Origin of the sequence: Staphylococcus sp. FSL W8-0271 (genome assembly GCF_038006605.1) — a bacterium.
Taxonomy (GTDB): Bacteria; Bacillota; Bacilli; order Staphylococcales; family Staphylococcaceae; genus Staphylococcus; species Staphylococcus cohnii.
Window position 1 is genome coordinate 2549655 of the sequence record NZ_JBBOVM010000001.1, and the last position, 26732, is coordinate 2576386.

Below are 26732 nucleotides of genomic sequence, written 5' to 3' on the forward strand. Positions count from 1 at the left end.
TTACTAAAAAACATGGAACACTGCCGTTCCATGTTTTTATTTTGATATAAAATTACTCACACACAAAACAAGCGCCCATCATACGGACAATAATGATGATGGGCGCTTGTTTTCAAATGAATCAACATTGATTTATAAATATTTTTCTTTTTCCGCTTCTCTCAATTCAATGCGTCTAATCTTACCTGAATTTGTTTTAGGTAAATCTTCTACAAATTCAATCGCTCTTGGATATTTATAAGGTGCTACATCTTGTTTAACAAAATTTTGTAATTCTTTAACAATAGTTTCATCACCTGAAACATCATCTTGCAAGATGACAAACGCTTTGACGATATTCCCTCTAATTTCATGTGGACTCGCTACGACTGCACATTCTTTTACATATGGGTGTTTCGTCAGTGAATCTTCTACTTCAAATGGTCCTATGGTATAGCCAGAACTTATGATGATATCATCTCTTCTACCTTCAAACCAAAAGTAACCATCTTCATCCATTTTTGCTAAATCTCCAGTAATAAAGTAGTCACCAACTTGTGGATCTGCAGTACGTGCTTCATCTTTATAATAGCCTTTAAATAATGCAGGTAAGTCTAACGGCACTGCAATATTTCCTACTTCATTGGGTTGTGCAGGATTACCATCTTCATCGATTACTGTTACATAACTACCTGGAATAGCTTTACCCATTGATCCAGGACGTCCTTTTGTATCCTTTAAGAAACCGATTAACAACGTACTTTCTGTCTGACCATAGCCATCTCTAACCGTTAAGTCAAAGTTTTGTTGAAATTTATTAACAACTTCTTTATTTAATGGTTCTCCAGCAGATACAGCACTATGTAAATGTGACAAATTATATTTTGTTAAATCAGGAGATTTTGCCATTAAACGATATTCTGTTGGCGTACAGCAAAGCACATTGATTTGATACGTTTCTAATAATTCAAGGTACTTCTCAGCATTAAATTTACCGTTATAAACAAATGCTGTTGCGCCTGAACCCATAATTGATAAAAATGGACTCCATACCCATTTTTGCCAACCTGGTGCTGCTGTTGCCCATACGATGTCATCTTCATTTATACTTAGCCAATGTTTGGGAGCCATCTGTAAATGCGCATATCCCCAACCATGAGAGTGGACAACTGCTTTTGGATTACCTGTTGTTCCTGAAGTATACGATAATAAAGCAATATCTTCTCTTGAAGTTGCTTCTGTATCCAGCGTATCTGAGGCATCAGTTTGCGCGTCTTCAACGTTAATCCACTTATCTTCTTTGCTGCCAATTAAAAATTTAAGTAATGAGTCATATTCTTTAACACCTTTGAACTCTTCGATGCTATCACCTGTGGCTACAACTGCCTTAATTTCACCATGTGTTATACGATATTGTAAGTCTTTAGTACGCAACATTTCAGAACTAGGCACAATAATCATACCTAATTTCCATGCGGCTAAATATATTTCATATGTCTCAATCGCACGTGGCATCATGATTAATAACTTATCACCTTTTTTCAAACCATATTTTAAAAACATATGGCCAACTTTGTTTGCATTTTTTATTAGTTGGTTATACGTTATATCCCGTTCTTTACCAGTTTGATCATTAAAAATAATCGCCTTTTTTGACGGATTATTTGCATATTTTTCAATTTCGCTCACGATGTTATATGTTTCTGGAGCAATTAAATCTGCTTTATTCATTGGTTACTCTCCTTATTTCGGTGATTAATTTTACAATATACAGAACAATATCAAGTTGTATTTTGATTATTCAGAAAATAGCATTGCATTCACATTCGTTTTTGTTATGAACTACATCTTAACACATACTTGATTAGTTCATATATTTATATCATTTTATCATTATAACAAATGATACTTTAATATACTTGGTACAAGCATTTTTATATTGTGTTTTAGCTTTAGTATCTGTGGTATAAAATTTATAGTAAATAATATATGAGGTGGTATTCATAATATGAATTTCAAGGATTGGGAAAATGAAAAAAATACGCTACATTTATTGTCACAGATTCTAGGTAAATATAAATTAGAAGCAAGTTATCAAGAACCTCAATGGTCACACGTGACGCTAAATATAGATGTGCAGGGCTTTTCAACTGGTATGTTAAGCTATGGAACACATACATTTGCGTTAAGTGTTAACCTGATACAACACCATATTGAAATCGTCATTGACCAACATATACATGATATTACCTTGAAAAATGGAAGAACTATACAATATTATTATAATGAAATTGAAAAACTGTTAAATCAATCAGATATTCATTTAAAAGTTAACACTTTGCCACAAGAAGTACCAAATCCGATACCGTTTGAAAATGACGTAGAACATCATCATTACGATGATGAAATTGCAAAAGAGGCATTAGCATTGATGAAATTTGCTTACCATGCTGAAGCAAAGTTTATTAATGGCTTGAGAGTAAGAAAATCTAAACCTGGCCTATTTTGGGGAACATTTGATATTTCTTGTATTATCGTCAAAGATAAACCAGCACCATTTGAAAATGATAGCATGGTTATTGAACGTGCAGCTTTTGATGAAGAAATGATTGAATTTGGCTTTTGGTTTGGTGATGACCAATTTGAAGGACCAACATTCTTTGTCTTACCGTATCCTTTTGCAGATCAACCTTTTGATACTGACCATCGATTTCCTAAAGATTGTTATTTTGATCAACAATTAATGGAATACCTAATCGAATATCAACAACATCATGATATCGATACAATAACTCAATTTTTCAAAGCGTCTTATTTAAAATTCGCGGATTTTCTAAATTGGGATAACGTCGATTATGCTTTTTCTCCTCTAAAAATGAGACCAAACCATTTAAATAGTACACTTTAATTTATAAATCTATGACTGCAGTCATTTTAATTATATCGAGGGTATGAGACACCTATCATGTCTCACCCTCATTTATATTTTCATACAACCTTTAGACGCATAACAGAACTAAATTGCTATATACTCAACCTAAGAAACCCCTTTCATGACAATATTTCAAACTTCTCACAGATAAATTTTAAAAAATAAGTTCAACTTTTAGATTTACAACGTTTAGAGTGATATAATATTTAGATGTGTAATTTGTTAAGAAAGAAGTGAGTACATTGACAGAAACTGGAAATTTCCATGTTGAAAAAAGAATACCTCTGTTTATCGTTCTATTATCAGGGGCTTTTATAACTATTTTAAACCAAACTTTACTTGGAACAGCTTTACCTCCAATAATGAAAGATCTCCAAGTGTCAGAAAGTACAGTACAATGGTTACAATCTATATTTATGTTAGTAAACGGGATTATGATTCCTGTAACTGCATTTTTAATTGAACGCTTTACGTCGAGGCAGTTATTCTTAACTGCAATGAGTATTTTTGCAGCAGGTACGCTACTTTGTGCCGTCGGTATTGATTTTTCAATGCTATTAATCGGACGTGTCTTACAAGCAGCAGGCGCAGGTATAATGATGCCGCTAATGCAAACAATACTATTTTTAACTTTCCCTAAAGAAAAACGCGGTACTGCAATGGGTCTATTTGGACTTGTTATCGCATTTGCTCCAGCTATCGGACCTACTTTATCAGGTATATTAGTCGAACACCTATCATGGAGAAGTGTCTTCTATGTTGTATTCCCTATCGCGATTATTATCATCATTGCTTCTATATTCCTATTGAAGAACGTTACAGAAACAACACATCCAAAATTAGATATTGCTTCAGTTATCTTATCTACATTAGGATTTGGTGGCTTGCTATATAGTTTCAGTTCTGTTGGTGAAGCAGGTTGGACTAGCGTACAATTTATTGCACCGCTTGTTGTTGGTATCGTTTCACTCGTTATATTTATCCGTCGTCAATTAAACTTAAAAGAACCTATGCTTGAGTTCAGAGTATTTAATTACAGTATTTATACGTTAGGTACGATACTAAGTATGTTTGTATTTGGTGTACTTATTGCAACAAATATTATCTTGCCACTTTATATGCAAAACATGCTACAATATTCAGCCTTAAAATCTGGGTTAGTATTATTACCAGGTGCAATTATTATGGGTATGATGAACCCAATAACTGGTTATTTATTCGATAAATTCGGTGGTAAATGGCTCGCTCGAATTGGCTTATTCGTCCTAGTCGTTTCAACGTTACCATTTACAATGTTAACGGAGCATACAACATTTACGTATCTCGCTACTTCTAATGCATTGAGAATGGTTTCGATCGCCATGGTTATGATGCCTATGACAACATTAGCAATTAACCAACTGCCAAATGATTTAATTGCACATGGTACTGCTATGAACAATACATTCAGACAAATGGCAGGCGCTATTGGTACTGCAGTCTTTATTACTATAATGTCAGTTTCAGCAATACCTCAAGATGGTATTACTGGTATTATTCATGGTGTTAACGTAACGTTTATCATTGCTACAGTTATATCAGCAATTGGGTTACTATTATCATTTAAACTTTCGGACGATAGTAAACCAAAACGTCGCACCTTATAAACACACATAAATAACAATTAATGTTTAGAACATCAATATTGTTGATTAAAAAAGGCTCTGGGACATAAAGTTCTTAGACAAGCGAAAAAAAGGCAATTTCTATTGAAATAATATAGAAATTGCCTTTTTCATTATTGTTTTGATTATAGTTAGTTTGTTGAACTACTACTTCCTTATATTAAGTGCTACTAATACAAAACCAGGTTCGCATTTGTCTTGTTTGTTTTCCTAACCTATACTACATTTTTCGTGTTCAATAATATTACGTATTTCAGCGAGACGCTTGAGGAAAAAGGATAAGTTGAAGCTGTCCCCTAAGAAAGCGAGCCAATAATATGAAATATTGCATAAAAAAGAGACACTCAGATGAATTGAATTAAATCATCTGAGTGGCCTTTTTCTCGGATTATGTCTCAAAGGTTCTTTGTTTACGCTTAAGTGCATCATTGTTCTAAGCATTTATACCTACTTTAAGACGATTAATCCATTAACTTAATCTTCATTCAAATCATGAACTACATAGGCATTTTGTTCACTTAAAATCTTGAAGCGATGTCGACCATCTAAAAAATCTTACAATAGCCCTTTAACTCTTACATCAGTGACGATCAAATAAACTTTGCCGTCATCCATATCACTTTTAAATGTTGCGATTTCACTTTCATCTACACCTAAATCAATCAACTTTCTTTTCAAAGCTTCTCTTTCAGAATCATTTTCTTTTTTAATATCTATACCTAAAATATTTGTATCTTCTACAATTTTTTCTGTTCGAGATTTATCTAAGGATAATACATAAATGTCCTGATTACCTATACCTTTGTCTTGTAATGCAGTAACATCTACTTCTAACTCACCATCATTCTTATAAGCTTTAACTACTGGTTTCATAAGAAAGTCCCCCTCCTCTTAAAATATCCGTCATCGTTATTCACGAATACGCATCAATCATTACGCTTTAGACTGAATCATTAAATGATCGAAACGTTCCTTTGTCATATAAAAATACGTATGTTCTAAAATTTTATCAAATAAGTCTTCTCTTTCATCGTCTTCTGTTAAGCTAAAGTTAGTCTCAACATCTTCTTGATCTGCTTCATCGACAAAAATAACTTGTTCACTTTTTACATCTAACGTCTTACGATTATAAATGAGCTCTAAATGATTATTTTTGCGGTGAATTGCTTCAATGTTGTCAATTTTATATGCGCTCTGAATAAAATCTATCACTCGCTTCTCTCTATAACGCTTATGCTTTTGAGCTTTAAAATCTTTAGCAAAATTTTGCTTCACTAGTAAATAAATAATAATGACTATAGCTAGAATTAACAGAAAAATTAACGTACTCATCTGAATGTCCCCCTTATCACAAACACCTTAGTTGTGTTATTACGATATTATGCATAATTTTCCCATTCTGTATATTCTTAAACATGACAAATGCTTTTATCACAACCACCAAAGCTTTTCACTATATAAACATTTAAAGACGAAAGCGTGTTAAAAAATATGAAACCCCTCAGTAATTTGACTACCGGAGGGGGTTCATATTTCCACTTATTGTTGATGATAACGAATTTGCAATTTTTTAATTTTAGATGACACTGCTTCAAAGGGTCCTTCAACATGAGCATCTCTAATTACACTTTCAATAGGTAAATTTTTAAAAGGTGCGGGCGCAACATTCATAGCTTCCAACCATTGACTCAATTGTTTCGAGGAACTCGCATATACAATTTTATCTAGCCCAACGAGTGCATGTGCCGTCGCGCACATTGGACAATGTTCGCCTGATGTGAAAACAATAGTATGTTTTCTTTCGTCAGGAGTAAGATGAGTTGCTGCCCATTTTGCAATAGCAATTTCAGGGTGTGCAGTCGCATCACCACTGCTGATTCTATTATAATCTTCAAATAAAATATTACTCTCAATATCCACTAAAAGTGAGCCAAAAGGTTCATTACCATTGTTTAGTGCTTTCTCAGCAAGTTCGACTGCTCTGTTTAAATATTGTTCATAATTCAATCAAATAACTCCCTTCATCATCACATGTATGAATCAATAAATGATTTATAGATTAGCATTTAGCTTAACAAATTATTCGATTTTATCTAGTTTTTCGCTTGCATAATTATTGTAATTGAGCGATTGAATCATAACTGAAATTACTAATAAACTTCCCATAGTATCAGTAAAATAATGTGCGCCCACATAAATACGGGATACTATAATTGAAGCTACTAAAATAATTGCTATACAATATAATGTTTTATTCCTTTTTATTAATAAAATTAGACTTACTAATATGCATACACTTAAAACATGCATGCTAGGAAAACTATATCCGTCAAAATGTGTGGATGGCCTCGCCCGTTGAATGACATATTTCATAAATGTACCTATTAAAAATACTGAAAAACACCAAAAGCCATACCACAAAAACTTAAATTTATGATAGAAAAACAAACCAGTTAAAACACATAATGTTAAAATCAAACAAATTTTAGGATCAAAAATAGTTGAAATGAAATATAGATATTGTTTTATAACATCTATATTTAAATATATATGTAACATGTTATAGATAGCTTGGTCTATAGGTTTTGCTATACCTATTGCAATACTAATCAAAATAGCAATAAGTAAAATAACTGGCAGTGTAATTTTTAAAATACGAGTCATTTTAAAGTTTCCTTTCTGTCGTTGTTAATTCTTCTAGCCACTGCTAAAAGTGCGCCAAAAGCTATACTGATACTCAACATAGAAGAACCACCATAACTCAATAAGGGCAGAGTCACACCAGTTAATGGAATAATACTAGATACACCTGCTAAATTAATGAAAACTTGCATAAATATGTAACTGACTACACCAACACAAATCAATTTATAAAATTGATTGTCCGTTTTATTCGCATAAATGAGTCCTTTTATTAAGATATAACCATAAATTGCGAGCGTAAATAGCACACCTAGTAGCCCTAATTCTTCTGAAATAACGGTAAATATAAAATCAGTGTGCGGTTCTGGTAAATAACCTAACTTGGCTAAACCATTTCCTAAACCTTTACCAGTCAGGCCGCCATTACCAATCGAGGTTAACGCGCTCGTTAACTGATAACCATCATTATCTTCATATTTAAATGGATCTAGCATCACTTTTATCCTTTTTAGCCTATATAAATTTTCAGAATCAAAAATCAATGTATAAGTACCATAAATAACTAATGGCACAAGCGTAATTCCCATAATTTGAAATTTGATTTTATTTTTTATATCGGAATATATTAATATACAGCCAATTATGGCTACTGTCAGTAATGTTCCGCCCAAATCACCTTGCATCAACACAAGCAGCAAACCAATACCTAATATGGCTAATGGTGCTAGCATATGTTTTAATTGGTAATCTTTATAGCTCCTCACACGCTGATTAATAATATAAGAAAGATAAAAAATCGAAGTTAACTTCAGAAATTCCGAGGATTGTAAACTAAATATTCCTAAATTAATCCAGTTTCTCGAACCATTAATTTCTTTACCTATTAAAATCGTAATTAATAATAAGCATAAGGTGCCGAAAACCATCAATTTTTGTACATGCGTGTTTTTAAAGAAGTTTATATTTATGCATAATGCAATAAATATCACTGCTAAAACACCCGCAATTAAAAAGAGGAACTGCCTTTTCATAAAATAATTACTTTCAATTGGAACGCCACCAGTTAAGGCACCTTTAGATGCTGATACCATACTCGCACTATATATCATGATGATACCTAAAACACCTAATATAATAAAACTAAATAGCATCCCGTAATCTAGACCTTTTAACCGTCTCTGAATTACTTTCATATTTTTCTTCATCTCTGCACCTCATTATAAACGTCCACCACCTAGTAAACCAAATATAGCAAGCATCCTCAATCAGACTTTAGGCTTACCTAATTTAATATGTAATTAATATATTATGTAATTATGTTTAAATATTTTATTCATGCATAAATCGAACAAATATTATGCTTAAAAAGTAACTATTAATTATCTGTAATTTTAAATATGACAAAATAACTTAATGCCATTTAATTGAAAGGAATTTGTCTATTATGCTAAACTCAATTACAGACTTTATAAGTCTGTAATAACTTTAAAAATACAAAACGAAAATCTATTCTAAAAGGATGATGAGCTTGAATCAATCTCAGTTTAATCAAATAGCACAAAATTATGATAATAAAGAAAGAATTAATTTAGCTAAAACAATCTCTTCCGAATTAAATTCACTGCTCAAAAAAGGTACATATGATTCGTTATTAGATTACGGTGGCGGCACTGGACTTGTCGCATTCGATATCGCACATCATTTCAATCACATCACTATTTTAGATGCATCACCTAAAATGATTGAGATATGCAATGCAAAAATTAAATCATTAAATAAAACAAACATTCAAGCCATTGAAGGCGATTTACTAGCTCCAAACAAAACAGGACTGCACCAATCATATGATGTGATATTACTTTCACTTGTATTACTTCATAGTGGAAACTATATGGCGTTACTACAACAATTAGCTACTCAATTAAAGCGTAATAGCATACTGATCATAGTAGACTTCGACAAAAATGAGAATGTTAATCATCCGAATATATATAATGGATTCGAACAGAAGGATATCCACAAAGCATTACGTAAAATAGGACTTTCAAATATAAATAGCCACACTTTTTATCAAGGTAAAAATATATTTATGAACAAAGATGCGAGTCTATTTTTAGCATCTGGGCAATTCACATAAATTCTCCGAAATGTATAATTATTCAAAACAAAATGAATAACTTTTGCATAGTTATTCAAAAATACGACTTGCTCTTTTAATTAACTAAACAACAAAAAAACTACTGTTTTCTAACACTTTACGTGTGAAACAGTAGTTTTTGATTAAGTATATTTTATTAAAAAATATGTTTATTAACTAAAGAATCCAGCGATGAAGTCTGCACCTTTAGCTACTACATCTGCAATGCTAGTTCCCATATTTACCCAGTCGTGATCTAAACCTGATTTTACTGCATTTGAAATTGCTTCTACGATACCTGACATAATGTAAGCACTCCTTTAAATTGATTTAATTAGTTATTTAAAAATTACGCGAAAGTGTCAACTAAAGTTTTGATTAATTTAATAATACCACCGATAATATCTGCAATCATCATGTCAATACACCCCTTTACTTGTTTGTGTAATTACATTGTATGCTAATTAATAATTAAAATGTTAAATTTTTCTCAATTCGTATAGTTAAGTTCCTAACTGTCTTAAATTAATAAAAAAAGTACAGTTAGGCAAAATATATATGTATATCGATATCACTTTTAGAGATATCAACCATCTCATTTTGTAATTTTACACTTAAGCTAGTTGCTATTAAACTTGAAAGAAATACTTGGCAAGTTATTAAATTTGTTTCAACTAAGGAGAGATGGAAATGGGAAAACATTACGATGTCATCGTTGTCGGAGCCGGTTCTATGGGTATGTCAGCTGGATACTATTTAGCAAAAAGTGGGTGGAAAACTTTAATGATAGATGCTTTTGACCCACCACATGAAAATGGTAGTCATAGTGGTGACACAAGATTAATAAGACATGCTTGTGGAGAAGGTTTAGCGTATGTACCGATTGCTTTGAGAGCACAAGAACTTTGGAATGAACTTCAAAAACAAACAAATGAACGTATATTTTTAAATACTGGTGTCATTACTTTTGGTCCAAGTGATTCATTGTTTGTACAAACTGCAATCAATGGTGCTCAGCAATATAATCTAAATACTGAAACATTATCAGCTAAACAAATTAATGACACTTGGCCAGGTATTACAATACCTGATGGCCAAATTGGTTGTTATGAACCTGACGCAGGAGTGCTATTTTCTCAAAACTGTATTCGCGCATTTAAACGACTTGCTTTAAATCAGGGTGCTGAATTAAAAATCAATGCCCCAGTCATGAATATTGATATTTTTAATGACTCAGTTGAAGTTCAAACCAATTCTGAAACATTCACAGCAAATAAATTAATTATCACTGGTGGTGCTTGGAATAAAAAAATTTTAGACAATTTAGATTTAAAACTTCAACTCCAACCTTCTAGACAAACGATTGCGTGGTTTGATTCCAACGATATTTTATATAAGTCAGATGGGTTCCCGGGCTTTTTTGCTGACGTCCCAAGTGGTGTTTATTATGGCTTCCCTTCTATTGACGGAACTGGTTTGAAAATTGGACGTTACGATAATGGCGACCCTATCGATCCAGCTTATTACAATAAATCATTTGGATCTTATGACAAAGACGAAAGCGATATTAGTGGTTTTTTAAACCGATACATGCAACAAGCGAACGGCAATGTCAATGTTGGTAAAACGTGTATGTTTACAAATACATTAGACGAGCATTTTGTGATAGACAAACATCCCGAACATGAACATATTGTCATTGCTGCTGGTTTTTCAGGACATGGCTATAAATTTTCAAGTGCAGTCGGAGAAATATTATATGAATTAACCACTAAAGGTAAATCCAAACAGGATATATCACTGTTTAAAATAACACGTCCAAGTTTACAACCTGAAAATAAAGAAAAAGTTTTCAATAAAGCTAGGGGGGGCTGAACATGACACAATCAAATTTAGAATTCTTACAATCTCTCATCAATGTCGATAGCACCAACCCCCCCGCTAACGAAAATAACGTTGTACAACTTTTTAAACAGCGGTGTGCATCTCGAAGTATTCCTTGTAACATTACAAATTTAAGTGATAATAGAAGCAATTTTTCAGTAACTTTAAAATCCAACCAGCCAAACGCTAGCAAACTCATATTATCTGGTCATACCGACACTGTAAAAATAGGTGCACAAAAATGGGATTATGACCCTTTTAAAGGTGATATTGATCATGGAAAATTATATGGAAGAGGAACAACAGATATGAAAAGTGGTTTAGCCGCTTTATATCTTGCATTGGAATCTTTAATTGAGGAAAAATGTGAATTAAAAAAAGATATCGAATTTTTAGCAACCGCAGGAGAGGAAGTAGATTCAATAGGTGCGGAACATTATGTCAAAAACACAAATATGGATAATGTCGCTGCTATCATCATAGCTGAACCCACGACTGAGAAAGTTGCTATTGGGCATAAAGGCGCATTATGGATAGAAGTTACTTTAACTGGAAAAACTGCACACGGCGCGATGCCAGAACAAGGCATTAATGCAGTTGAAGGAATAAACAAAGTCATTCAATTGATAAATGATTTAAAAGAAGAATGGTCAGAAGAAACTGCAGCATTAGGCAAAAGTAGTATCTCTGCAAATATGGTCAATGGTGGCATTCAAACGAACGTGATACCTGATAAATGTGTATTAAATGTTGATATACGAACAGTGACACCCAATATTCATGACAAGCTGTATAAGCAATTTAATCAACGTTTAAACCAGCTATTTTCTGATAGGAACGCTCCAAAAGTAAGCACCAAAATATTGCTTGATCGCGCTACGATTCTAACTGATGAGAATACTGAAATTATTCAAAAAGCCTTAGATACTTCTAAAGAAAGTGAATTTACTGGAATGGCTTATTACACCGATGGCTCTGTGCTAAACCCTCATGGGAGCATTCCTACATTAATTTATGGACCTGGAATAGAAACATTAGCACATCAACCCAACGAATATGTAGAAATAGAAGCATTTGAACGATCTATAGACTTTTTCAAAACTTTGATCAAAAAATATGCGACATGATAAGACTGCCGTCATAGCGACGGCAGTGCTTTTTTTCAACATAAAAGAAATGGTTTCATGTATAATAGCCTCAAACGAAAAATCGGGTGATATTATGGAAATCAAAGATTTTAAAATTTTTCAAAGTGTTAGTCAACATCAAAGCATCAGTAAGGCTGCTAAGTCACTTAATTATGTCCAATCTCATGTTACATTCCGCATAAAACAGTTAGAACAAGAACTCAACACACAACTGTTTTTACGTCATAATAAAGGTACAACCTTGACGACAGATGGTGAAAAATTCCAAACGTATGTTGAAAAAATTTTAGCTACATTAAATGAAATAGAACGTGATTTTGACAAACAAGCATCATCTAACGGGAAAATTGATATCGGGATTGTCGAAACAATTACTAAATTACCTATGCTATTATCAATGTTTCGGAAAAAATCGCCACACATTTCTCTATCATTACATACAGATGTTACTGCTAATATTTCTAAAAAATAGTCAATCAAAACTTGGATTGTGGATTTGTCACAGGCTTCAAACATCATCATAATATAAATAAAGTGGAATTATTTAAAGAAAAACTTGTGTTAATATCCAGTACAGAGATGACGCAATTAGAAGATATCACATCCGCTGTATTTTTGATGTTTAAAAATGGATGTAATTATAGAAGAAATCTTGAAGCCTGGTTAAAATCCGAAAATATTAAAAAGCCGTTACTTGTAGAATTTGGTACGATGGAAACAATTATTGGTAGTGTTAAATCTGGTATCGGTATCAGCTTAGTTCCAAAATCATCCGTACAAAATGATTTAGAAAACGGGTCATTATATAGTTATCAATTGCCTGATAACTATAGTAATATCTCAACAGATTTTATTTGGAATAAAAATTATCATTTAAGCCCTGCTATGACTCATTTTATTCAAACTATCAAATCTGCCGCACTTGAATACTAAAACCAAACAATAGTGTATATTTTTTTGTATTATAATATGCCAATGTTAATGATAAACGCTTCATATTGTATAAAGTGTATACGCGTTATGACATTGATTGAAGCACTTGACTTTTTTCTTCTTCGGTTAAAAAAGCATATTGAACTGCACGCTTATTAATGTATTGAATCTGTTTTACATTTATTAACTGATGTTTTAATAACAATGTATATTCTTCATTTAATGAAGTCTGTGTCACCATACGATTATCTGTATTGATGATAAAGGGTATATCGTTTTTTAATAAGTAGGGGATGTTTATTTGTGACAATGTCTCTATAGCTTTGGTTTGCAAATTACTTTTAGGACATATTTCTAACAATACATCTTTCGCTTTAACTTCCTTTAATACAGTTTCATCTAAGTTGGCAGCAACACCATGACCAATACGCTTAGCCCCTATTTTTATCGTTTCTAAAACGTTATGTATACAACCACACTCACCTGCATGGAGTGTTAAATTCATACCTTTTTCTAATCCGTATTGAATCGTATCTTGAATTTCATATGGCGGAAATCCTACTTCAGGCCCCGCAAAATCTATCCCACATACTTTGTCGCTATTATATATAGACACATCATCAAATAATTGTTTATTCACAGACGATGCATGCTGCCTCATTGCGCAAATGAGTATATTCACTTTCATATGCAATGTGTCTTGTATGATATTAACCCCTGCTTCTACCGCTTTTAATACATCTAAAAGCGTCATACCTTGTTCCATATGTAGCAACGGTGCAAAGCGAATCTCCATATATTTAACATTATCCTCATAAGCTTGTTGCGCAACGTCTATAACTGCACGCTTTAGACTATCTGCCGTTTGTAATACTTTTAATACTTCATCAAAACACTTCAAATACGCTTCTAAACTTTCACAATCTTCTTGTACCGTTAGACAATCCTCGTTTAAATGTATGCGTTGTTCTTGTGCCAGTTGTCGAATTAAATGTTTGCTGACTGAACCATCTAAATGACAATGTAATTCTATTTTAGGAATATCCTTTATACTTTGATCCATTTTGGTAAATGCCCCTACCTTTTTATTGTATTCACTACGTTTAAAACGCCAATAAGATAAATTTGATTTACTTAATATAACACTTTAATTTTCACTTTACTATAAAATATGTAAGTATCATTGATACTGTTTGCTTATCTACAAAACACTATATAATAACGATTTTTAAATAGAAATACGCTTATTAAATATAAAAACAGGGTGAAATCAAACGTGTCATTTGATTTCGTAGCCCTGTTTATCAATGCATATATAATTTATAATTGATGATAATGGCCTAGTATTATGAGTGATACACCTATACCAATAAAACATATTACCATAATTGTGACCATCACTTTCAATTCTACAAAAAAATGTTTTCTATTTTGACCTAAACGCACAAGAAACAATCCGCACGATACTACTAAAATAAATATAATAAATAATATTATGGCAATGATATTTAATATCTCCATTCGATTGCCCCTTCAATTTTTTATTATTAAAGTTAAATGTCCTCGATATACTGATGTTTTTGTAAATAATCCATAATTTTGGATACTGATGCTTCCACAGAAAGTGTTTCTGTATCTAATGTAATCTCTGGTTGTGTAGGAGCTTCATATGGCGCATTTACGCCAGTAAATTCTGCGATTTCACCACTTCTTACTTTTTTATATAAACCTTTCGGGTCTCTATTTTCACATTCTGATAGACTACATTGCGTATAAACTTCTATAAAATCATCTGTCTCTAATAAATGGCGTACTGCTTCTCTATCTGATTTATAAGGAGAGATGAAAGCCGTGACTGTTATCAAACCTGCATCTACCATCAATTTACTAACTTCACCTATACGTCTTATATTTTCTTTACGATCTTCAGGTGAAAATCCTAGATTTCGATTCAATCCATGTCTGACATTATCTCCATCTAAACGATATGTATGGATTTGGTGATTAAACAATGCTTTTTCAAGTTCTACAGATATCGTTGATTTTCCTGAGCCAGAAAGTCCTGTAAACCAAATAACTGCACTCTTATGTTGATTACGCTGTAATCTTTCATCCTTAGTAACCTCTGAAGCATGCCATGTTATATTTTTAGATTCTCCCATTACTACATCTACACTCCTTTATTTCTGTTCTTTCAATCCATTTATAAGGACTTGAGCTACTTCTGGTCTCGAAAATTCTTTCGGTAGCGATTCTCCATTTTTCAATTTTTCACGAACTTTTGTACCACTTAAATGTAAATGTTCTGAAGCATCATGTGGGCACGTTTTTGCTGTAGCCATATTTTCACACGTTTTACAATAAAAGGCGTGTTCGAATTTTAATATTTGTATGCCCAATTCTGCTTCGTATTTAGAAATCAGTTCTTGCGCTTCATAGGTGCCGTAATAATCGCCTACGCCTGCATGATCACGTCCAACAATAAAATGTGTACATCCATAGTTTTTACGTACTGTAGCATGTAATATTGCTTCTCTAGGTCCTGCATATCTCATTGCAGCAGGATAAATAACCAAACGCGTTCTATTTTCCGGGTAATAATTTTCTAATATAACTTTGTAACTGTCCATACGCACTGATGCGGGAATGTCGTCAGCTTTTGTTTCACCTACTAAAGGATTCAACAACAAGCCATCCACTGCTTCTAGGGCTGCCTTTTGAATATATTCATGTGCGCGATGCACTGGATTTCTAGTTTGAAAACCTACCACAGTTTGCCATCCTAAGTCTGTAAAGAGTTGTCTTGTTTCTTTAGGGTCTAAATGATAATCTACAAATTCGTCGTGTTTAGGTCTATTTAATAAATAAATTGGACCTGCGAGATACACATCTCCTTTTTCATAGACCTTTTTGACACCAGGATGATCAACATCTGTAGTTCCGTATACAAGTTGCGCTTCTTTTTGTTTGTCATACGTATACTTTTCTTCTAAGTCAATCACACCATATAAAACACCATCTTCACCATACAAAGCAACACGAGAACCAACATTCAAATTTTGAGATTGTTCTGTTGTCACAGGTAATGTGATTGGGATACTCCAAACCAAGCCATTTTCTAAATGTACGTCTTCTACAACTTTAGAATAATCAGATTCATTCATAAATCCCGTCAATGGACTAAAGCCACCGATCGCAATCAATTCCAAATCTGATAAACTCCAAGGATTTAATGTGATAGATGCAAGTGTTTCAGCTTCTTTAAGCAATTGTTCTCGCGCTGCACCGTGGACCTCTCTATTGATAAGTGAACCACCATGAGGTTGGATGGTAGATTGTGCTTTTTCGTTTATTAATGACATGTTGTCACACTCCTTAATGAATTAATCTAATTTATTTACATTGGTTTCATCTTTAAAAGTTGCAAACGGTAATTTATTATTTTGATATAAAGCATACAGAATTAATCCAAACCAAATCACTATCAATGCAATTTTTATTGTGATTGATAAAGCATGATTGATTTCAACAACACTAATCAGCGAATTTGTATTTGTAAAAATAATCAATCCACTCACACAAACAGCTAAAATATTCATCGGTAATAGTCTAACTAACCATGCTGCAAATGGTGCTGCAATCATGCCACCGACACTTAATGACACGACAAGCCACCAATTAATTTGGCTCCAGCCCAGAAAAATAATAAAGCTTAGAGACGCTGACACCGTTACGAAAAACTCACTTGCGGACACCGTACCAATCGCATATCTAGGTTCTAATTTCTTTTGCGCAAGTATTAATGGCGTATTGACTGGTCCCCAGCCTCCACCACCAATTGAATCTAAAAATCCTGCCACTGCACCTTGTGGTATTAATACAAGACGAGAGGTTTTTTCATTCGCTTTCGATAATGGTTTTTCTTTGGTAAATAAAAATTGGTATAAAATATAGAGCCCCATTGATAACAAGAAAATAGCGATAAATGGTTTAATAAAATCACTGTGTATATGACTCAATATAGCAGCACCAATAAATGCTGTTATCGCTCCAGGAATCGCTAATTTGATCATCGTAGGTTTATGTACGTTTTCAAACTTCCAGTGCGACGTTCCTGAAGCAGCTGTAGTAGCAATTTCTGAAAAATGAATTGTAGCTGATACGATTGCTGGCGCCACACCAAATGTCAATAATATCGAAGAAGACGATGCGCCAAACCCCATGCCTAATGAACCATCAATTAACTGAGCGAGAAAACCAGCAAGTGCAAAAACAAATAATTTATACATATGATGTCTCCTTTCCTTTCAATTTATTCCAGCGCTGATAACCACTTTCTAACTTCATTTTGCTTACTTATTTTTAAATATTTTTCATTTAAGATTTGCTTCAAAAATCGTTCTTTTTCCTCTGGTGAAAGTGAACTACGTTTAACTTGTTGTCTGCATTCATATAGAAAATCAACATAATCACCATATGCACTATTAAAATGTTGTTGTAACTCAGCTAAAATTTGGCTTGTCAGTTTAGGACTGGCACCTTGGGTTGAAACACTGATCATTAACTTTCCACGTCGTAATATACTTGGAATGAATACATCGCCAGCTAACGCTTGACCTGCCATATTAATTAATGCCTTGTCTGGCTTGGCTTGTAATATAGATTGATTTACGGCTGTATCGTTCGTCGCAGCAATAATTAGATCCGCATCTTGCACATCACTGCTTTCAAATGTTTTATTCCGCCATTGAATAACTTGTTTATCAACGAGATGTTCCAAGCTATTTGTTAGCGTGGGGCTAATAATTTGAATTTGTTTTGTATATGTCTTTAAAACATTGATACGTCTTTCAGCTATTTTTCCGCCACCTATAACAACGATTTGTTTTTGTGAAATATCAACCACTAAAGGGATGTAAGACATGATGTCACTCCTCAGATAAGTACTTTCAACTTTGATAAAAATGACTAAACTGTATCAAACGTCTCTTCAACGCGTTCTTTTAATGCAATTTGCAATTGCTCATGATGGCTTAGATGCGCTGCTAAAATAATGTCACTTTTTAATTGGTATGCATGCACAACATCAGTGATATGTTGGTCTAAAATACCTGTAAACCAGATGTACGGTAAAATAAATATTTGCGAATGACCTGCGTTTACTAAACGGTCCAATGCATCTTCAAATAACGGTTCACAAGCTGCCAAATAACACACTTCTATGCTTTGAGAGGGAAACATTTCTGATAATTGTGACTTTATTATCGAAAAATCTTGCTTCGTTTGTGGATTATAACTACCTCTACCAATAACTAATAATTTAGCATCAGCATTAGGTGTGATTTTACGCTCTTCCAAACGTTGTTTGAGAATTTCAGTTAATCGTTTTTGTACACCCAAAGGCTTGCCGTAATTGATCTTTATGTTGGGAAATTGAGTTTTAATATGTTCAATTTCTACAGGTATATCTTTGTAGTAATGACCTGCGCTGAGCAGTAATACAGGAATCACGGAAATTTCAGTTGCACCTTGATGCACTAATTTCCTAAATCCTTCAAATATATCTGGGTCTGCAAGTTCTAAAAAGCATGTTTCTTGTAAAGGAATATTAACTTTTGCTTGAACACGCTCAATCAATGACGTTGCTTCTTCAACTGCTTCTGCTACACGGCTACCATGACTAACATATAAGACACCTTGCATATAATTATCCCTCCAGCCACTATTATGTGAGTTGTGTTAATAATTCATTTTTATATGTTTCTTCAAACCAACTAATGCGGTTACGCAATTTCACGACCTCACCCACAATAATCATCGCTGGGTTTTCAATATCTTTTGCACCGTGGACAATGGTGTCTAATGTGCCAACAACTGTTTTTTGTAATTTAGAAGTACCCATATGTACAAGCGCTACTGGCGTATTTTTATTACGCCCATTTTTAGTTAGCAACTCAACAATTTCAGGCAGCTTTTTAACGCCCATATAGATACATAACGTTTCCGGCCCTAACGCTAGATGTCTCCAATATTCATCCTTGTCAATTTCCTTGTTAATAACACCCGTAACAAATGCAACAGAAGAGCTGTAATCTCGATGTGTTACAGGGATACCTGCGTATGCAGGTGCTGCAATACCTGCAGTTATACCTGGTACGATTTCAAATGAAATATTATTGGCTGCTAATACTTCTGCTTCCTCGCCACCTCTGCCGTAAACGAAAGGATCTCCACCTTTCAAACGTGTAATCGTGTGACCTTCTTGAGCCAAATCAACGAGTAGTTGGTTGGTATCTAATTGCGAAACAGATTTATGGTTAGGATTTTTACCACAATATATTAACTGAGCAGTTATAGATGCGTACTCCAATAACTCAGGGTTAACTAAACGGTCATATAAAATAATGTCAGCTGTTTCAATCGATTTTTTACCTTTAACTGTAATTAAATCAGGATCACCAGGTCCTGCACCTACTAAAAAAACTTTTCCCATCCTAACACCACCTTTTTAATTGATTAACTATGGAATAATTGACCATCTGTGACTGCTTCCACAATTCCTGCTCTAACTACAAAATTACCAAAGCGCTCACCAGCTGTTCTTTCTTGTGCATATTGCAATAAAATAGGTCTCAAACTTTCTAATATTTCTGCTTCATCAATATTTTCTTTATATAATTTATTTAAACGATCACCAGCGAAACCACCACCCAGGTACATATTGTACTTACCTGGTGCTTTACCAATAAATGCAATTTCAGCTAATGCCGGACGTGCACAACCGTTAGGGCAGCCCGTCATTCTAATAGTTATTTCTTCTTCATTTAAGCCCGCTTCATCTAACAAGGCTTCTATTTTGGTAATTAATGAAGGTAAATACCGTTCAGATTCTGCCATTGCTAAGCCACAAGTAGGAAAAGCGACACAAGCCATGGAATTTTTCCGCAATCCAGTATAATGTTCACCATCTGTTAAGCCATATTGTTTTATGAGTGCTTCAATTTCTGGTTTTTTCTCGGTCTCAACATTCGCAATTACTAAATTTTGGTTAGGTGAAAGTCTAAAATCTCCAGTATGCACTTCAGCAATCGCTCTTAACGCTGTTTTCAATTTATATTCTTCCGTATCTTTAACACGTCCATTTTGAATAAATAAAGTGAAATGATGCTTACCACTGCCTTCAGTCCAACCATATCGATCGCCATTATCTTCAAAGTGAAATGCACGTTTGGACTCTAATTCCCAACCTAAACGACGATTCAGTTCATCCGTGATCCATGCTACCCCTTTGCGATCCACAGTATATTTAAAACGTGCATTCATTCTATCTTCACGATTTCCATAATCTCTCTGAATCGTAAGTATTTTTTCACAAACATCAATGACTTGTGATTTTGGGAAATAGCCAATCAACCGTCCAACTTGTGGGTACGTCGCAGTATTTCCATGTTTCATACCCATGCCGCCACCAACTGTGAGATTAAATCCGACTAATTCACCGTCTTCAATGATTGAAATTAATCCGATATCTTGTGAAAACACATCGATATCATTAGAAGGCGGGACTGCAATACCAATTTTAAATTTACGTGGTAAATAAGTTTTGCCATACATTGGTTCTGGTTCTTGATCACTCGTATCTAACACTTTCTCTCCGTCTAACCAAATTTCGTGATAAGCCTGTGTTTTAGGTGAAAGATGACGGCTAATATCACTTGCAATTTGATTAATTTCTGCATGCACATCAGATTGATAAGGATTAGGGTTACACATCACATTACGGTTAACATCTCCACATGCTGCCAGCGTGTCTAGTAAAGATTGGTTTATATCAAACATCGTTTGTTTTAAATTTCTTTTTAAAATCCCATGGAATTGAAACGCTTGTCTCGTCGTTAATTTAATCGTTTGATTTGCATATTGATTCGCGATATCATCCATCGCAATCCATTGCTCTGGAGTCGAAGCACCGCCCGGAGCACGCACTCTTATCATGAAACTGTATGCAGGCTCTAACTTCTGTCTACGGCGTTCATCGCGAAGATCTCTATCATCCTGCATATAACTCCCATGAAACTTTAATAATTTAGTATCTTCTTCTGAAATGGCACCTGTAATTCTATCTGCTAACCCCTCGACAATTGTTCCGCGAAGGTAGTTACTATCAGCTTTGATACGTTCCATTTCATCAAGTTTTTGAGAAAAATTTAAATTTGACTCTGTCACGTGATCAGCTCCTTTTCTAATAAACGTCTCTTTGATATCGTTTGTCTTTTTTCATTTGTGTCAAATAAGTCTCAGCTTCTTCATCTGACATATTACCTTCTTTAACTAAGACTTGATGTATCGCCTTATGTACATCTTTAGCCATATTTTGTTCATCACCACATACATATAAAGATGCACCGTTTTTTAACCACTCATAAAAAGTTTCACTTTGTTCCACAATCTTATGTTGAACATAAACTTTTTCATCTGTATCTCTGGAAAACGCTAAGTCCAACTTACTCAGCACACCTTCTTTAAGCCAATCTTGCCATTCTGTTTGATATAAAAAGTCTGTTGTAAAATGTTGTTCTCCAAAGAACAACCATGTTTGTCCTGACAGATCTAACTCTTCACGTGCTTGTAAATAAGATCTAAAAGGTGCGACACCTGTTCCAGGACCAATCATGATTACGGGTGTAGCTTCATCAAATGGAAATTTAAAATTCGGGTTTTTCTTTAGATATACAGATATAGACGTGCCAGGTTCCATGCGTTCAGCTAATTGAACTGAACAAACACCTTGACGGTCACGTTGGTGTGCTTGATATCTTACAGCGCCTACAGTGATATGAACTTCATCAGGATTTGCTTCATAACTGCTCGCTATAGAATATTCTCTAGGTGGTAATTTTCTTAAAAATTGATATAGCACTTCAGGCGCCAAGTTTACTGGTTTAAAGTCTTGAATTAAATCAATTAAATCTCGACCATAAACATAAGATTTAACCCACGCTTGATCTAAGACCTTTTCTGCCAACGCTTCATTTCCAAACAACTCAGCGGCTTTTTGTAGTAGTGGTTTAGTTAATTTAGTGATTTCAAAATGATGTTGTAGTGCATCCTTTAATGAAAGCACATCGCCTTTGTCGTTGATTGGTATTTCTGTTTGGGCATCCCAATCTAATTTATCCAATAAGACTTCTACTAATTTTTCATCATTTTCTGGAATCACCACCAAACAATCACCTGGCTCATAATCTTCACCATAATCTTCAAATTGTAATTCGATATGTCTAACCTCTTTATTAGAGCCTCTACCATTCAAGTTAATATTTTCTAGTATTTCAGCTTCATAAGGTTGTGTTTTTGAATATCGTTTTTCATTTGTCAATTGCACTGCGTTCGTTGTTGTCACCTTTTCTTCACTCAATGAAGCTTCGCTTAACTGTTCAATAATTTGATCCATCCAAGATTCAGCCATATCATCAAAATCCAAGTCACAATCTCGTCTATCTACTAAGCGAGAAGCTCCTAAATCTTCTAAACGTGCATCAAAGTCTTTACCTGTTTGACAGAAGAATTCATATGATGCGTCCCCGAGTGATAAAACTGAAAAACGTACACCTTCCAACTTAGGTGCTTTTCTACCATGTAAAAATTCGTGAAAGCTAATGGCATTATCAGGCGGATTTCCTTCACCATGAGTAGAAGAAATAATAAATAAATCTTCTACTTTTTTTAGATCTTTTGTTTTATAATCACCCATTGCACTCAATTTCACATTGAAATTGAGCTCGACAAGACGATCCGCTAACTTTTCAGCCAATCCTTGTGCATTACCAGTTTCTGAACCATACAATACAGTGATATGTCTCTCACTCTCACTATTTGAAGTGGTTTCTTTATTTAATACAAACTGAGCTACTTCCGATGGTGTTTCTTGTTTTGTAGTAACACTTTGTAAATTTGCAGTTAAATAACCGCTTAACCAAACTTGCTGTTCAATCGTAAGATTTTGAATAATTTGGTTTAGTTGTGTGGCTTGATTTTCATCAAATGGACTATTTATTACGGATAAGTTCACAACCATTTCACCTCATTTTAATTTTTTATTTAACAATCATTTTGTTTAAACTTACTCAATAATTGGCGCCATACTTTTTTAGAAAAATTTTTTACCATTACCTAAGATTATTTTGTTTAATCACCTTTTAGATATATCTATCCGATTGGAATACTAGGATTTAATGCCAAAAAAATTTATTCTTATAAAGATGTATGGTCTGTGGTATGAAGGCCGCATTCTGTTTTGTTTGAATTGGTCCATCTTCCTGCTCTTGAATCTCCTGATCCTTCAACAGCTGTCGTACACGGTATACATCCTATACTTGGATAGTTAAAATCATGTAATTCATTATAATGCAATTTATATTTTTTAATATATTGCCATACATCATCCCATGTCCAATGTATCAATGGACATATTTTAACTGATTGGAAGCGTTCGTCTTTATTTATAAACTGTGTATTTTGACGGCTTGGCGATTGCGCTCTACGTAACCCAGAAATCCAAGCAGTAGCACCAGACAAGACATCTTCCAATGGTTTGATTTTTCTAATATAACAACATTGGTTTGGATTGTTTTTCCAAAGTGCAGGGTTATGTTGTGATGCTTGCTCTTCCAAAGTTAAATCCGGTTTTTTAAGTTTAATATGTAGTTCTGGGTAGCGTTTTTGAACACGATCAATTAAATCATATGTTTCTTGAAAGTGAAGGTCTGTATCTAAAAATACAATTTGTGCATCCTTCTTAACACTATATATCAAATCAATTAAAATCATGCCTTCCGCGCCAAAACTACAAGCATAAATAACCGAATCTCCATAGGTTTGATAAGCCCATGCGACGATTTCGCGTGCACCTTTTGTTTCATCATCAATATCTATTGACTCAAAGACGTTTGCGTTAAAATGTTCATATGTGACTTTTGGTTCAAACATTAATCTATTCGCCCCCTCATAACGTACATGAATACATTATAATTAGATTTATTATAAATTTAGAATTATTTGAAAATAATTATGATTTACACTTTACTCATTGTAAATTTTTATGTCAAGTGTATATTTGAACACACGAATTAGGTATATTTTTTATTAAATTTGTATACAAAGTGCATAGTTATAGCGTTTTAAGCACTTTTAATTTTAATTTTTAATTTTTTTATAACAACCTTGTTATATTGAATTCCCGCCTTTTCTACCACCCTTTCACATTTTTCTGAATTTTTTAGATTTTTCACTTTTGATTGTATTTTAAAAGCTACCTTTTATAAAAAGATGGTTCAGAACGTAGACAAACCCTTTGCATTAATTTGCGAAGGGTTTGCCTCGTTGATTTGAGAAAAATAGTCTCTGAATTAGTAATATTTTAGTGTTATATTGGCATTGATTTATGCCGACTCCTGCGGGAAGCGCATTAGCCGAAGACTACAGGCTAAGGCAGTGCCGACGGAAAACGTGCACAAAAAACTGCCAACAAAGTCAGAGACTTTGTCGACAGTATGAGTCACCTTTTATAAAAAGGTGACTTTCTCATTTCAATTTTTAGAAAATCAAATCAATGGTTAATTAAAATATAATAATATGCAATGTTAAAATGGATGGTTGTGCTTCGTTTCAGTAAATTAAACGAAAGCGTTAAGAAAATCAATCCTATTTTATTAATGCATATATTTTATAAAGTAAAGGTCTTATTGGTTTAATAAAATCTCCAATATACTCTTCTATATGCGCGTTGAAGCCTGCTTTGAATTTTTGTACACCAGCATCTTCAGCATTTTTACTGAAATCTCCAGTTATGCCATAAAAGTTATAACGATGGATATTGTGCGCTTTCGCAAACTTGATCATTTCCCATTGCAACCTGTAGGCACCCATATATGTATTGTATTTAGGGTTGGAGCCGCTTGAAAGATAATAAACTTCATGATTGTTGTAAATATAAAGTGCAGCTGCTAAATCCAATATGGTTCCATCCGTTTTGATTAACGTTTCTGTTTCGGTTACTTTTCTTTGTTGTGCTTTTACTTGTTGTAATACTTGATCGTACTTATTTTTACTTTTTTTCGAGTTAGGATTGCTTTCTAAGCTTTCTTTCGTATTTTCTAAGTCCTTATTCAACTTTTCTAATTGCTTATTTTGCTTTACTAATAATTCTGACAAATCGATATATGCTAATTTTAACATGCTATTATCATGATAAATATTTTGCATTTCTTCAAAATATTGCTGATCTCTAAACTTAAATCCGTGTTTTTCTTCAGCCATTTTAAACAATTTAAAAAATCTATTTGTCTCCTCAATAGGCAGTGTACGCACTCGCACATCCAATTCATATGTTTTCTTAATATTTCTGCGTGTTTGATAATCCATTTCTTTAAGTAGGTCATCTTCTGTTTTATCCTTTAAATCAAGAACAGATAACCAACGAATTTGACTTATTTGAGAATACCCTATTATATAACCTTGATGTTTATAACCGATATCTTCCATAGTTTTAATAAGTGGTTTATTGTTATTGCTTTCTAATATTTCGCCTTGAGCATTTCTTATATTTTCTAATATGTATGGATCAGTTAAAACATATAATCCACGATGCTTTTTCAAATACTTCGTTAAATTTTTATAGAAAAATCTTACTAACTGATAATCGGAAAAGTCTAAAACAGGGCCACGATGTGTATAAAAATATTTAAAAAATTTAAAGGAACGTGCTTCAGTTAAAAGGCATGCTGCTATAACATTATCTTCGTTATCTTTAACACCTACAATATGCACATCATTTTTATGTTGGTTTCTGTAATGAAAATGGTTAGCACTTTGTGTGTAATGCGCCGCATAGTTATGAATAAAGTTTTCAAATTCATCAATGTTTAAGTGAGTGAAATACATTGTAAACCTACTTTCTGTTTAAATTTATAATGCATTGAACAATATATATCATAAAAAAACCAAGCACTAGAAAGGCTTGGTTAAATAATTTTCAACGGAGGGAGAAGGATTCGAACCAACGCAAGCAAGATGCTTCTAATTAATATTAACTATTAATTTCCCTTAAGCCAGACTTGGGTATCCCTCCAAAATTTTAATTCTTCTATTATATTGTACTACTTATTTATAAAAATTAAAAGAGTTGTTCAAAATATATAAGCGTTGTTTTGGTAATTTTCTTCAACTGGAACAACCTATTCAAAAATATATACATATTTTGATAATGAAGAAACTATAAAATTAAAAGGCTTGTTTCCTAAACGTTTTAGGAAACAAGCCTTTGGAATATGATACTAAACCAAAATACAACTTTTGGGATTCAGTAGATAAATAAAATACTATGTCTATTTCATAATATTTTATTTATCTAT

At 33.4% G+C, this 26732-nt stretch carries 26 protein-coding genes and 1 tRNA gene; 7 read left to right on the forward strand and 20 right to left on the reverse strand.

Going from position 1 to position 26732, the window contains the following annotated elements; all coding sequences use genetic code 11:
• Window positions 1-132: 132 nt before the first annotated feature.
• The gene (gene mbcS, locus NST87_RS12590; protein WP_019469829.1) at window positions 133-1710 is read right to left on the reverse strand and encodes an acyl-CoA synthetase MbcS; all 1578 of its coding nucleotides are present in this window, start codon (window positions 1708-1710) and stop codon (window positions 133-135) included.
• Window positions 1711-1987: 277 nt separating this feature from the next.
• Between mbcS and NST87_RS12595 the strand changes: the two genes are divergently transcribed.
• On the forward strand, window positions 1988-2887 hold the full coding sequence (locus NST87_RS12595; protein ID WP_019469828.1) for a DUF5996 family protein: 900 nt from the start codon (window positions 1988-1990) through the stop codon (window positions 2885-2887).
• Between the two features lie 266 nt (window positions 2888-3153).
• Window positions 3154-4557: an MDR family MFS transporter gene (locus NST87_RS12600; protein WP_064264366.1), complete on the forward strand. Its 1404-nt coding sequence runs from the start codon at window positions 3154-3156 to the stop codon at window positions 4555-4557.
• Window positions 4558-5130: 573 nt separating this feature from the next.
• On the opposite strand, the gene NST87_RS12605 is transcribed toward NST87_RS12600, so the two are convergent.
• The 5 genes from NST87_RS12605 to NST87_RS12625 all read right to left on the reverse strand — a co-directional run bounded on the left by NST87_RS12605 (window position 5131) and on the right by NST87_RS12625 (window position 8423).
• Complete coding sequence (locus NST87_RS12605) at window positions 5131-5448, reverse strand: general stress protein (RefSeq protein ID WP_019469826.1); 318 nt, start codon at window positions 5446-5448, stop codon at window positions 5131-5133.
• Between the two features lie 60 nt (window positions 5449-5508).
• Entirely contained in the window at window positions 5509-5907 is a 399-nt protein-coding gene (locus NST87_RS12610; protein WP_019469825.1) for a hypothetical protein, read from the reverse strand.
• A 207-nt stretch (window positions 5908-6114) separates the two neighbouring features.
• Window positions 6115-6582 carry a nucleoside deaminase gene (locus NST87_RS12615; protein WP_340721759.1) on the reverse strand — a complete coding sequence of 156 codons (468 nt, stop codon included), beginning with the start codon at window positions 6580-6582 and terminating at the stop codon, window positions 6115-6117.
• Window positions 6583-6654: 72 nt separating this feature from the next.
• Window positions 6655-7239 carry a phosphatase PAP2 family protein gene (locus NST87_RS12620; protein ID WP_019469823.1) on the reverse strand — a complete coding sequence of 195 codons (585 nt, stop codon included), beginning with the start codon at window positions 7237-7239 and terminating at the stop codon, window positions 6655-6657.
• Window positions 7236-8423 carry an FtsW/RodA/SpoVE family cell cycle protein gene (locus tag NST87_RS12625; RefSeq protein WP_064264359.1) on the reverse strand — a complete coding sequence of 396 codons (1188 nt, stop codon included), beginning with the start codon at window positions 8421-8423 and terminating at the stop codon, window positions 7236-7238. Before NST87_RS12625 ends, NST87_RS12620 begins: the two co-directional genes overlap by 4 nt.
• A 323-nt stretch (window positions 8424-8746) precedes the next feature.
• Here NST87_RS12625 and NST87_RS12630 point away from each other — a divergent pair, with 323 nt between their 5' ends.
• Window positions 8747-9355: a class I SAM-dependent methyltransferase gene (locus NST87_RS12630; RefSeq protein WP_040030366.1), complete on the forward strand. Its 609-nt coding sequence runs from the start codon at window positions 8747-8749 to the stop codon at window positions 9353-9355.
• 173 nt (window positions 9356-9528) lie between these two features.
• Here the strand turns inward: NST87_RS12630 and NST87_RS12635 are convergent, their stop codons facing one another.
• Window positions 9529-9660: a beta-class phenol-soluble modulin gene (locus tag NST87_RS12635; RefSeq protein WP_019469819.1), complete on the reverse strand. Its 132-nt coding sequence runs from the start codon at window positions 9658-9660 to the stop codon at window positions 9529-9531.
• A gap of 385 nt (window positions 9661-10045) precedes the next feature.
• On the opposite strand from NST87_RS12635, the gene solA reads away from it, so the two are divergent.
• From solA to NST87_RS12655, 4 genes are all read left to right on the forward strand, one after another.
• Window positions 10046-11230 carry an N-methyl-L-tryptophan oxidase gene (gene solA, locus NST87_RS12640; RefSeq protein WP_040030367.1) on the forward strand — a complete coding sequence of 395 codons (1185 nt, stop codon included), beginning with the start codon at window positions 10046-10048 and terminating at the stop codon, window positions 11228-11230.
• Window positions 11231-11232: 2 nt separating this feature from the next.
• The gene (locus tag NST87_RS12645; RefSeq protein WP_040030368.1) at window positions 11233-12366 is read left to right on the forward strand and encodes a M20 family metallopeptidase; all 1134 of its coding nucleotides are present in this window, start codon (window positions 11233-11235) and stop codon (window positions 12364-12366) included.
• A gap of 94 nt (window positions 12367-12460) precedes the next feature.
• A complete protein-coding gene (locus NST87_RS12650) occupies window positions 12461-12859 on the forward strand; it encodes a LysR family transcriptional regulator (protein ID WP_340721760.1) in 399 nt (132 codons plus the stop codon).
• A gap of 62 nt (window positions 12860-12921) precedes the next feature.
• Complete coding sequence (locus NST87_RS12655) at window positions 12922-13320, forward strand: LysR substrate-binding domain-containing protein (protein ID WP_340721779.1); 399 nt, start codon at window positions 12922-12924, stop codon at window positions 13318-13320.
• Between the two features lie 85 nt (window positions 13321-13405).
• Here NST87_RS12655 and add read toward each other — a convergent pair whose 3' ends face one another.
• The 13 genes from add to NST87_RS12720 form a co-directional block, all read right to left on the reverse strand.
• Entirely contained in the window at window positions 13406-14383 is a 978-nt protein-coding gene (add, locus tag NST87_RS12660; protein WP_019469815.1) for an adenosine deaminase, read from the reverse strand.
• A 257-nt stretch (window positions 14384-14640) separates the two neighbouring features.
• The gene (locus NST87_RS12665) at window positions 14641-14841 is read right to left on the reverse strand and encodes a hypothetical protein (RefSeq protein ID WP_340721761.1); all 201 of its coding nucleotides are present in this window, start codon (window positions 14839-14841) and stop codon (window positions 14641-14643) included.
• 32 nt (window positions 14842-14873) lie between these two features.
• On the reverse strand, window positions 14874-15482 hold the full coding sequence (gene cysC / locus NST87_RS12670; protein WP_019469813.1) for an adenylyl-sulfate kinase: 609 nt from the start codon (window positions 15480-15482) through the stop codon (window positions 14874-14876).
• 18 nt (window positions 15483-15500) lie between these two features.
• Window positions 15501-16682 carry a sulfate adenylyltransferase gene (gene sat / locus NST87_RS12675; RefSeq protein WP_019469812.1) on the reverse strand — a complete coding sequence of 394 codons (1182 nt, stop codon included), beginning with the start codon at window positions 16680-16682 and terminating at the stop codon, window positions 15501-15503.
• Between the two features lie 21 nt (window positions 16683-16703).
• The gene (locus tag NST87_RS12680; RefSeq protein WP_019469811.1) at window positions 16704-17609 is read right to left on the reverse strand and encodes a sulfite exporter TauE/SafE family protein; all 906 of its coding nucleotides are present in this window, start codon (window positions 17607-17609) and stop codon (window positions 16704-16706) included.
• A gap of 23 nt (window positions 17610-17632) precedes the next feature.
• Window positions 17633-18244, reverse strand: a complete 612-nt coding sequence (locus NST87_RS12685) for an NAD(P)-binding protein (RefSeq protein ID WP_040030370.1) — start codon at window positions 18242-18244, stop codon at window positions 17633-17635.
• A gap of 44 nt (window positions 18245-18288) precedes the next feature.
• Complete coding sequence (locus NST87_RS12690; RefSeq protein WP_340721762.1) at window positions 18289-19023, reverse strand: sirohydrochlorin chelatase; 735 nt, start codon at window positions 19021-19023, stop codon at window positions 18289-18291.
• A gap of 22 nt (window positions 19024-19045) precedes the next feature.
• A complete protein-coding gene (gene cobA, locus NST87_RS12695; protein ID WP_040030371.1) occupies window positions 19046-19813 on the reverse strand; it encodes a uroporphyrinogen-III C-methyltransferase in 768 nt (255 codons plus the stop codon).
• A gap of 23 nt (window positions 19814-19836) precedes the next feature.
• On the reverse strand, window positions 19837-21546 hold the full coding sequence (locus tag NST87_RS12700) for an NADPH-dependent assimilatory sulfite reductase hemoprotein subunit (RefSeq protein ID WP_019469807.1): 1710 nt from the start codon (window positions 21544-21546) through the stop codon (window positions 19837-19839).
• A gap of 16 nt (window positions 21547-21562) precedes the next feature.
• Window positions 21563-23392, reverse strand: a complete 1830-nt coding sequence (locus NST87_RS12705) for an assimilatory sulfite reductase (NADPH) flavoprotein subunit (protein WP_026034819.1) — start codon at window positions 23390-23392, stop codon at window positions 21563-21565.
• Window positions 23393-23574: 182 nt separating this feature from the next.
• Window positions 23575-24309 (reverse strand): phosphoadenylyl-sulfate reductase, encoded by a 735-nt coding sequence (locus NST87_RS12710; protein ID WP_019469805.1) that lies wholly within the window; start codon window positions 24307-24309, stop codon window positions 23575-23577.
• Between the two features lie 714 nt (window positions 24310-25023).
• Window positions 25024-26262, reverse strand: a complete 1239-nt coding sequence (locus NST87_RS12715) for an aminoacyltransferase (protein ID WP_340721763.1) — start codon at window positions 26260-26262, stop codon at window positions 25024-25026.
• 95 nt (window positions 26263-26357) lie between these two features.
• Window positions 26358-26449, reverse strand: a tRNA-OTHER gene (locus tag NST87_RS12720).
• Between the last annotated feature and the right edge of the window lie 283 nt (window positions 26450-26732).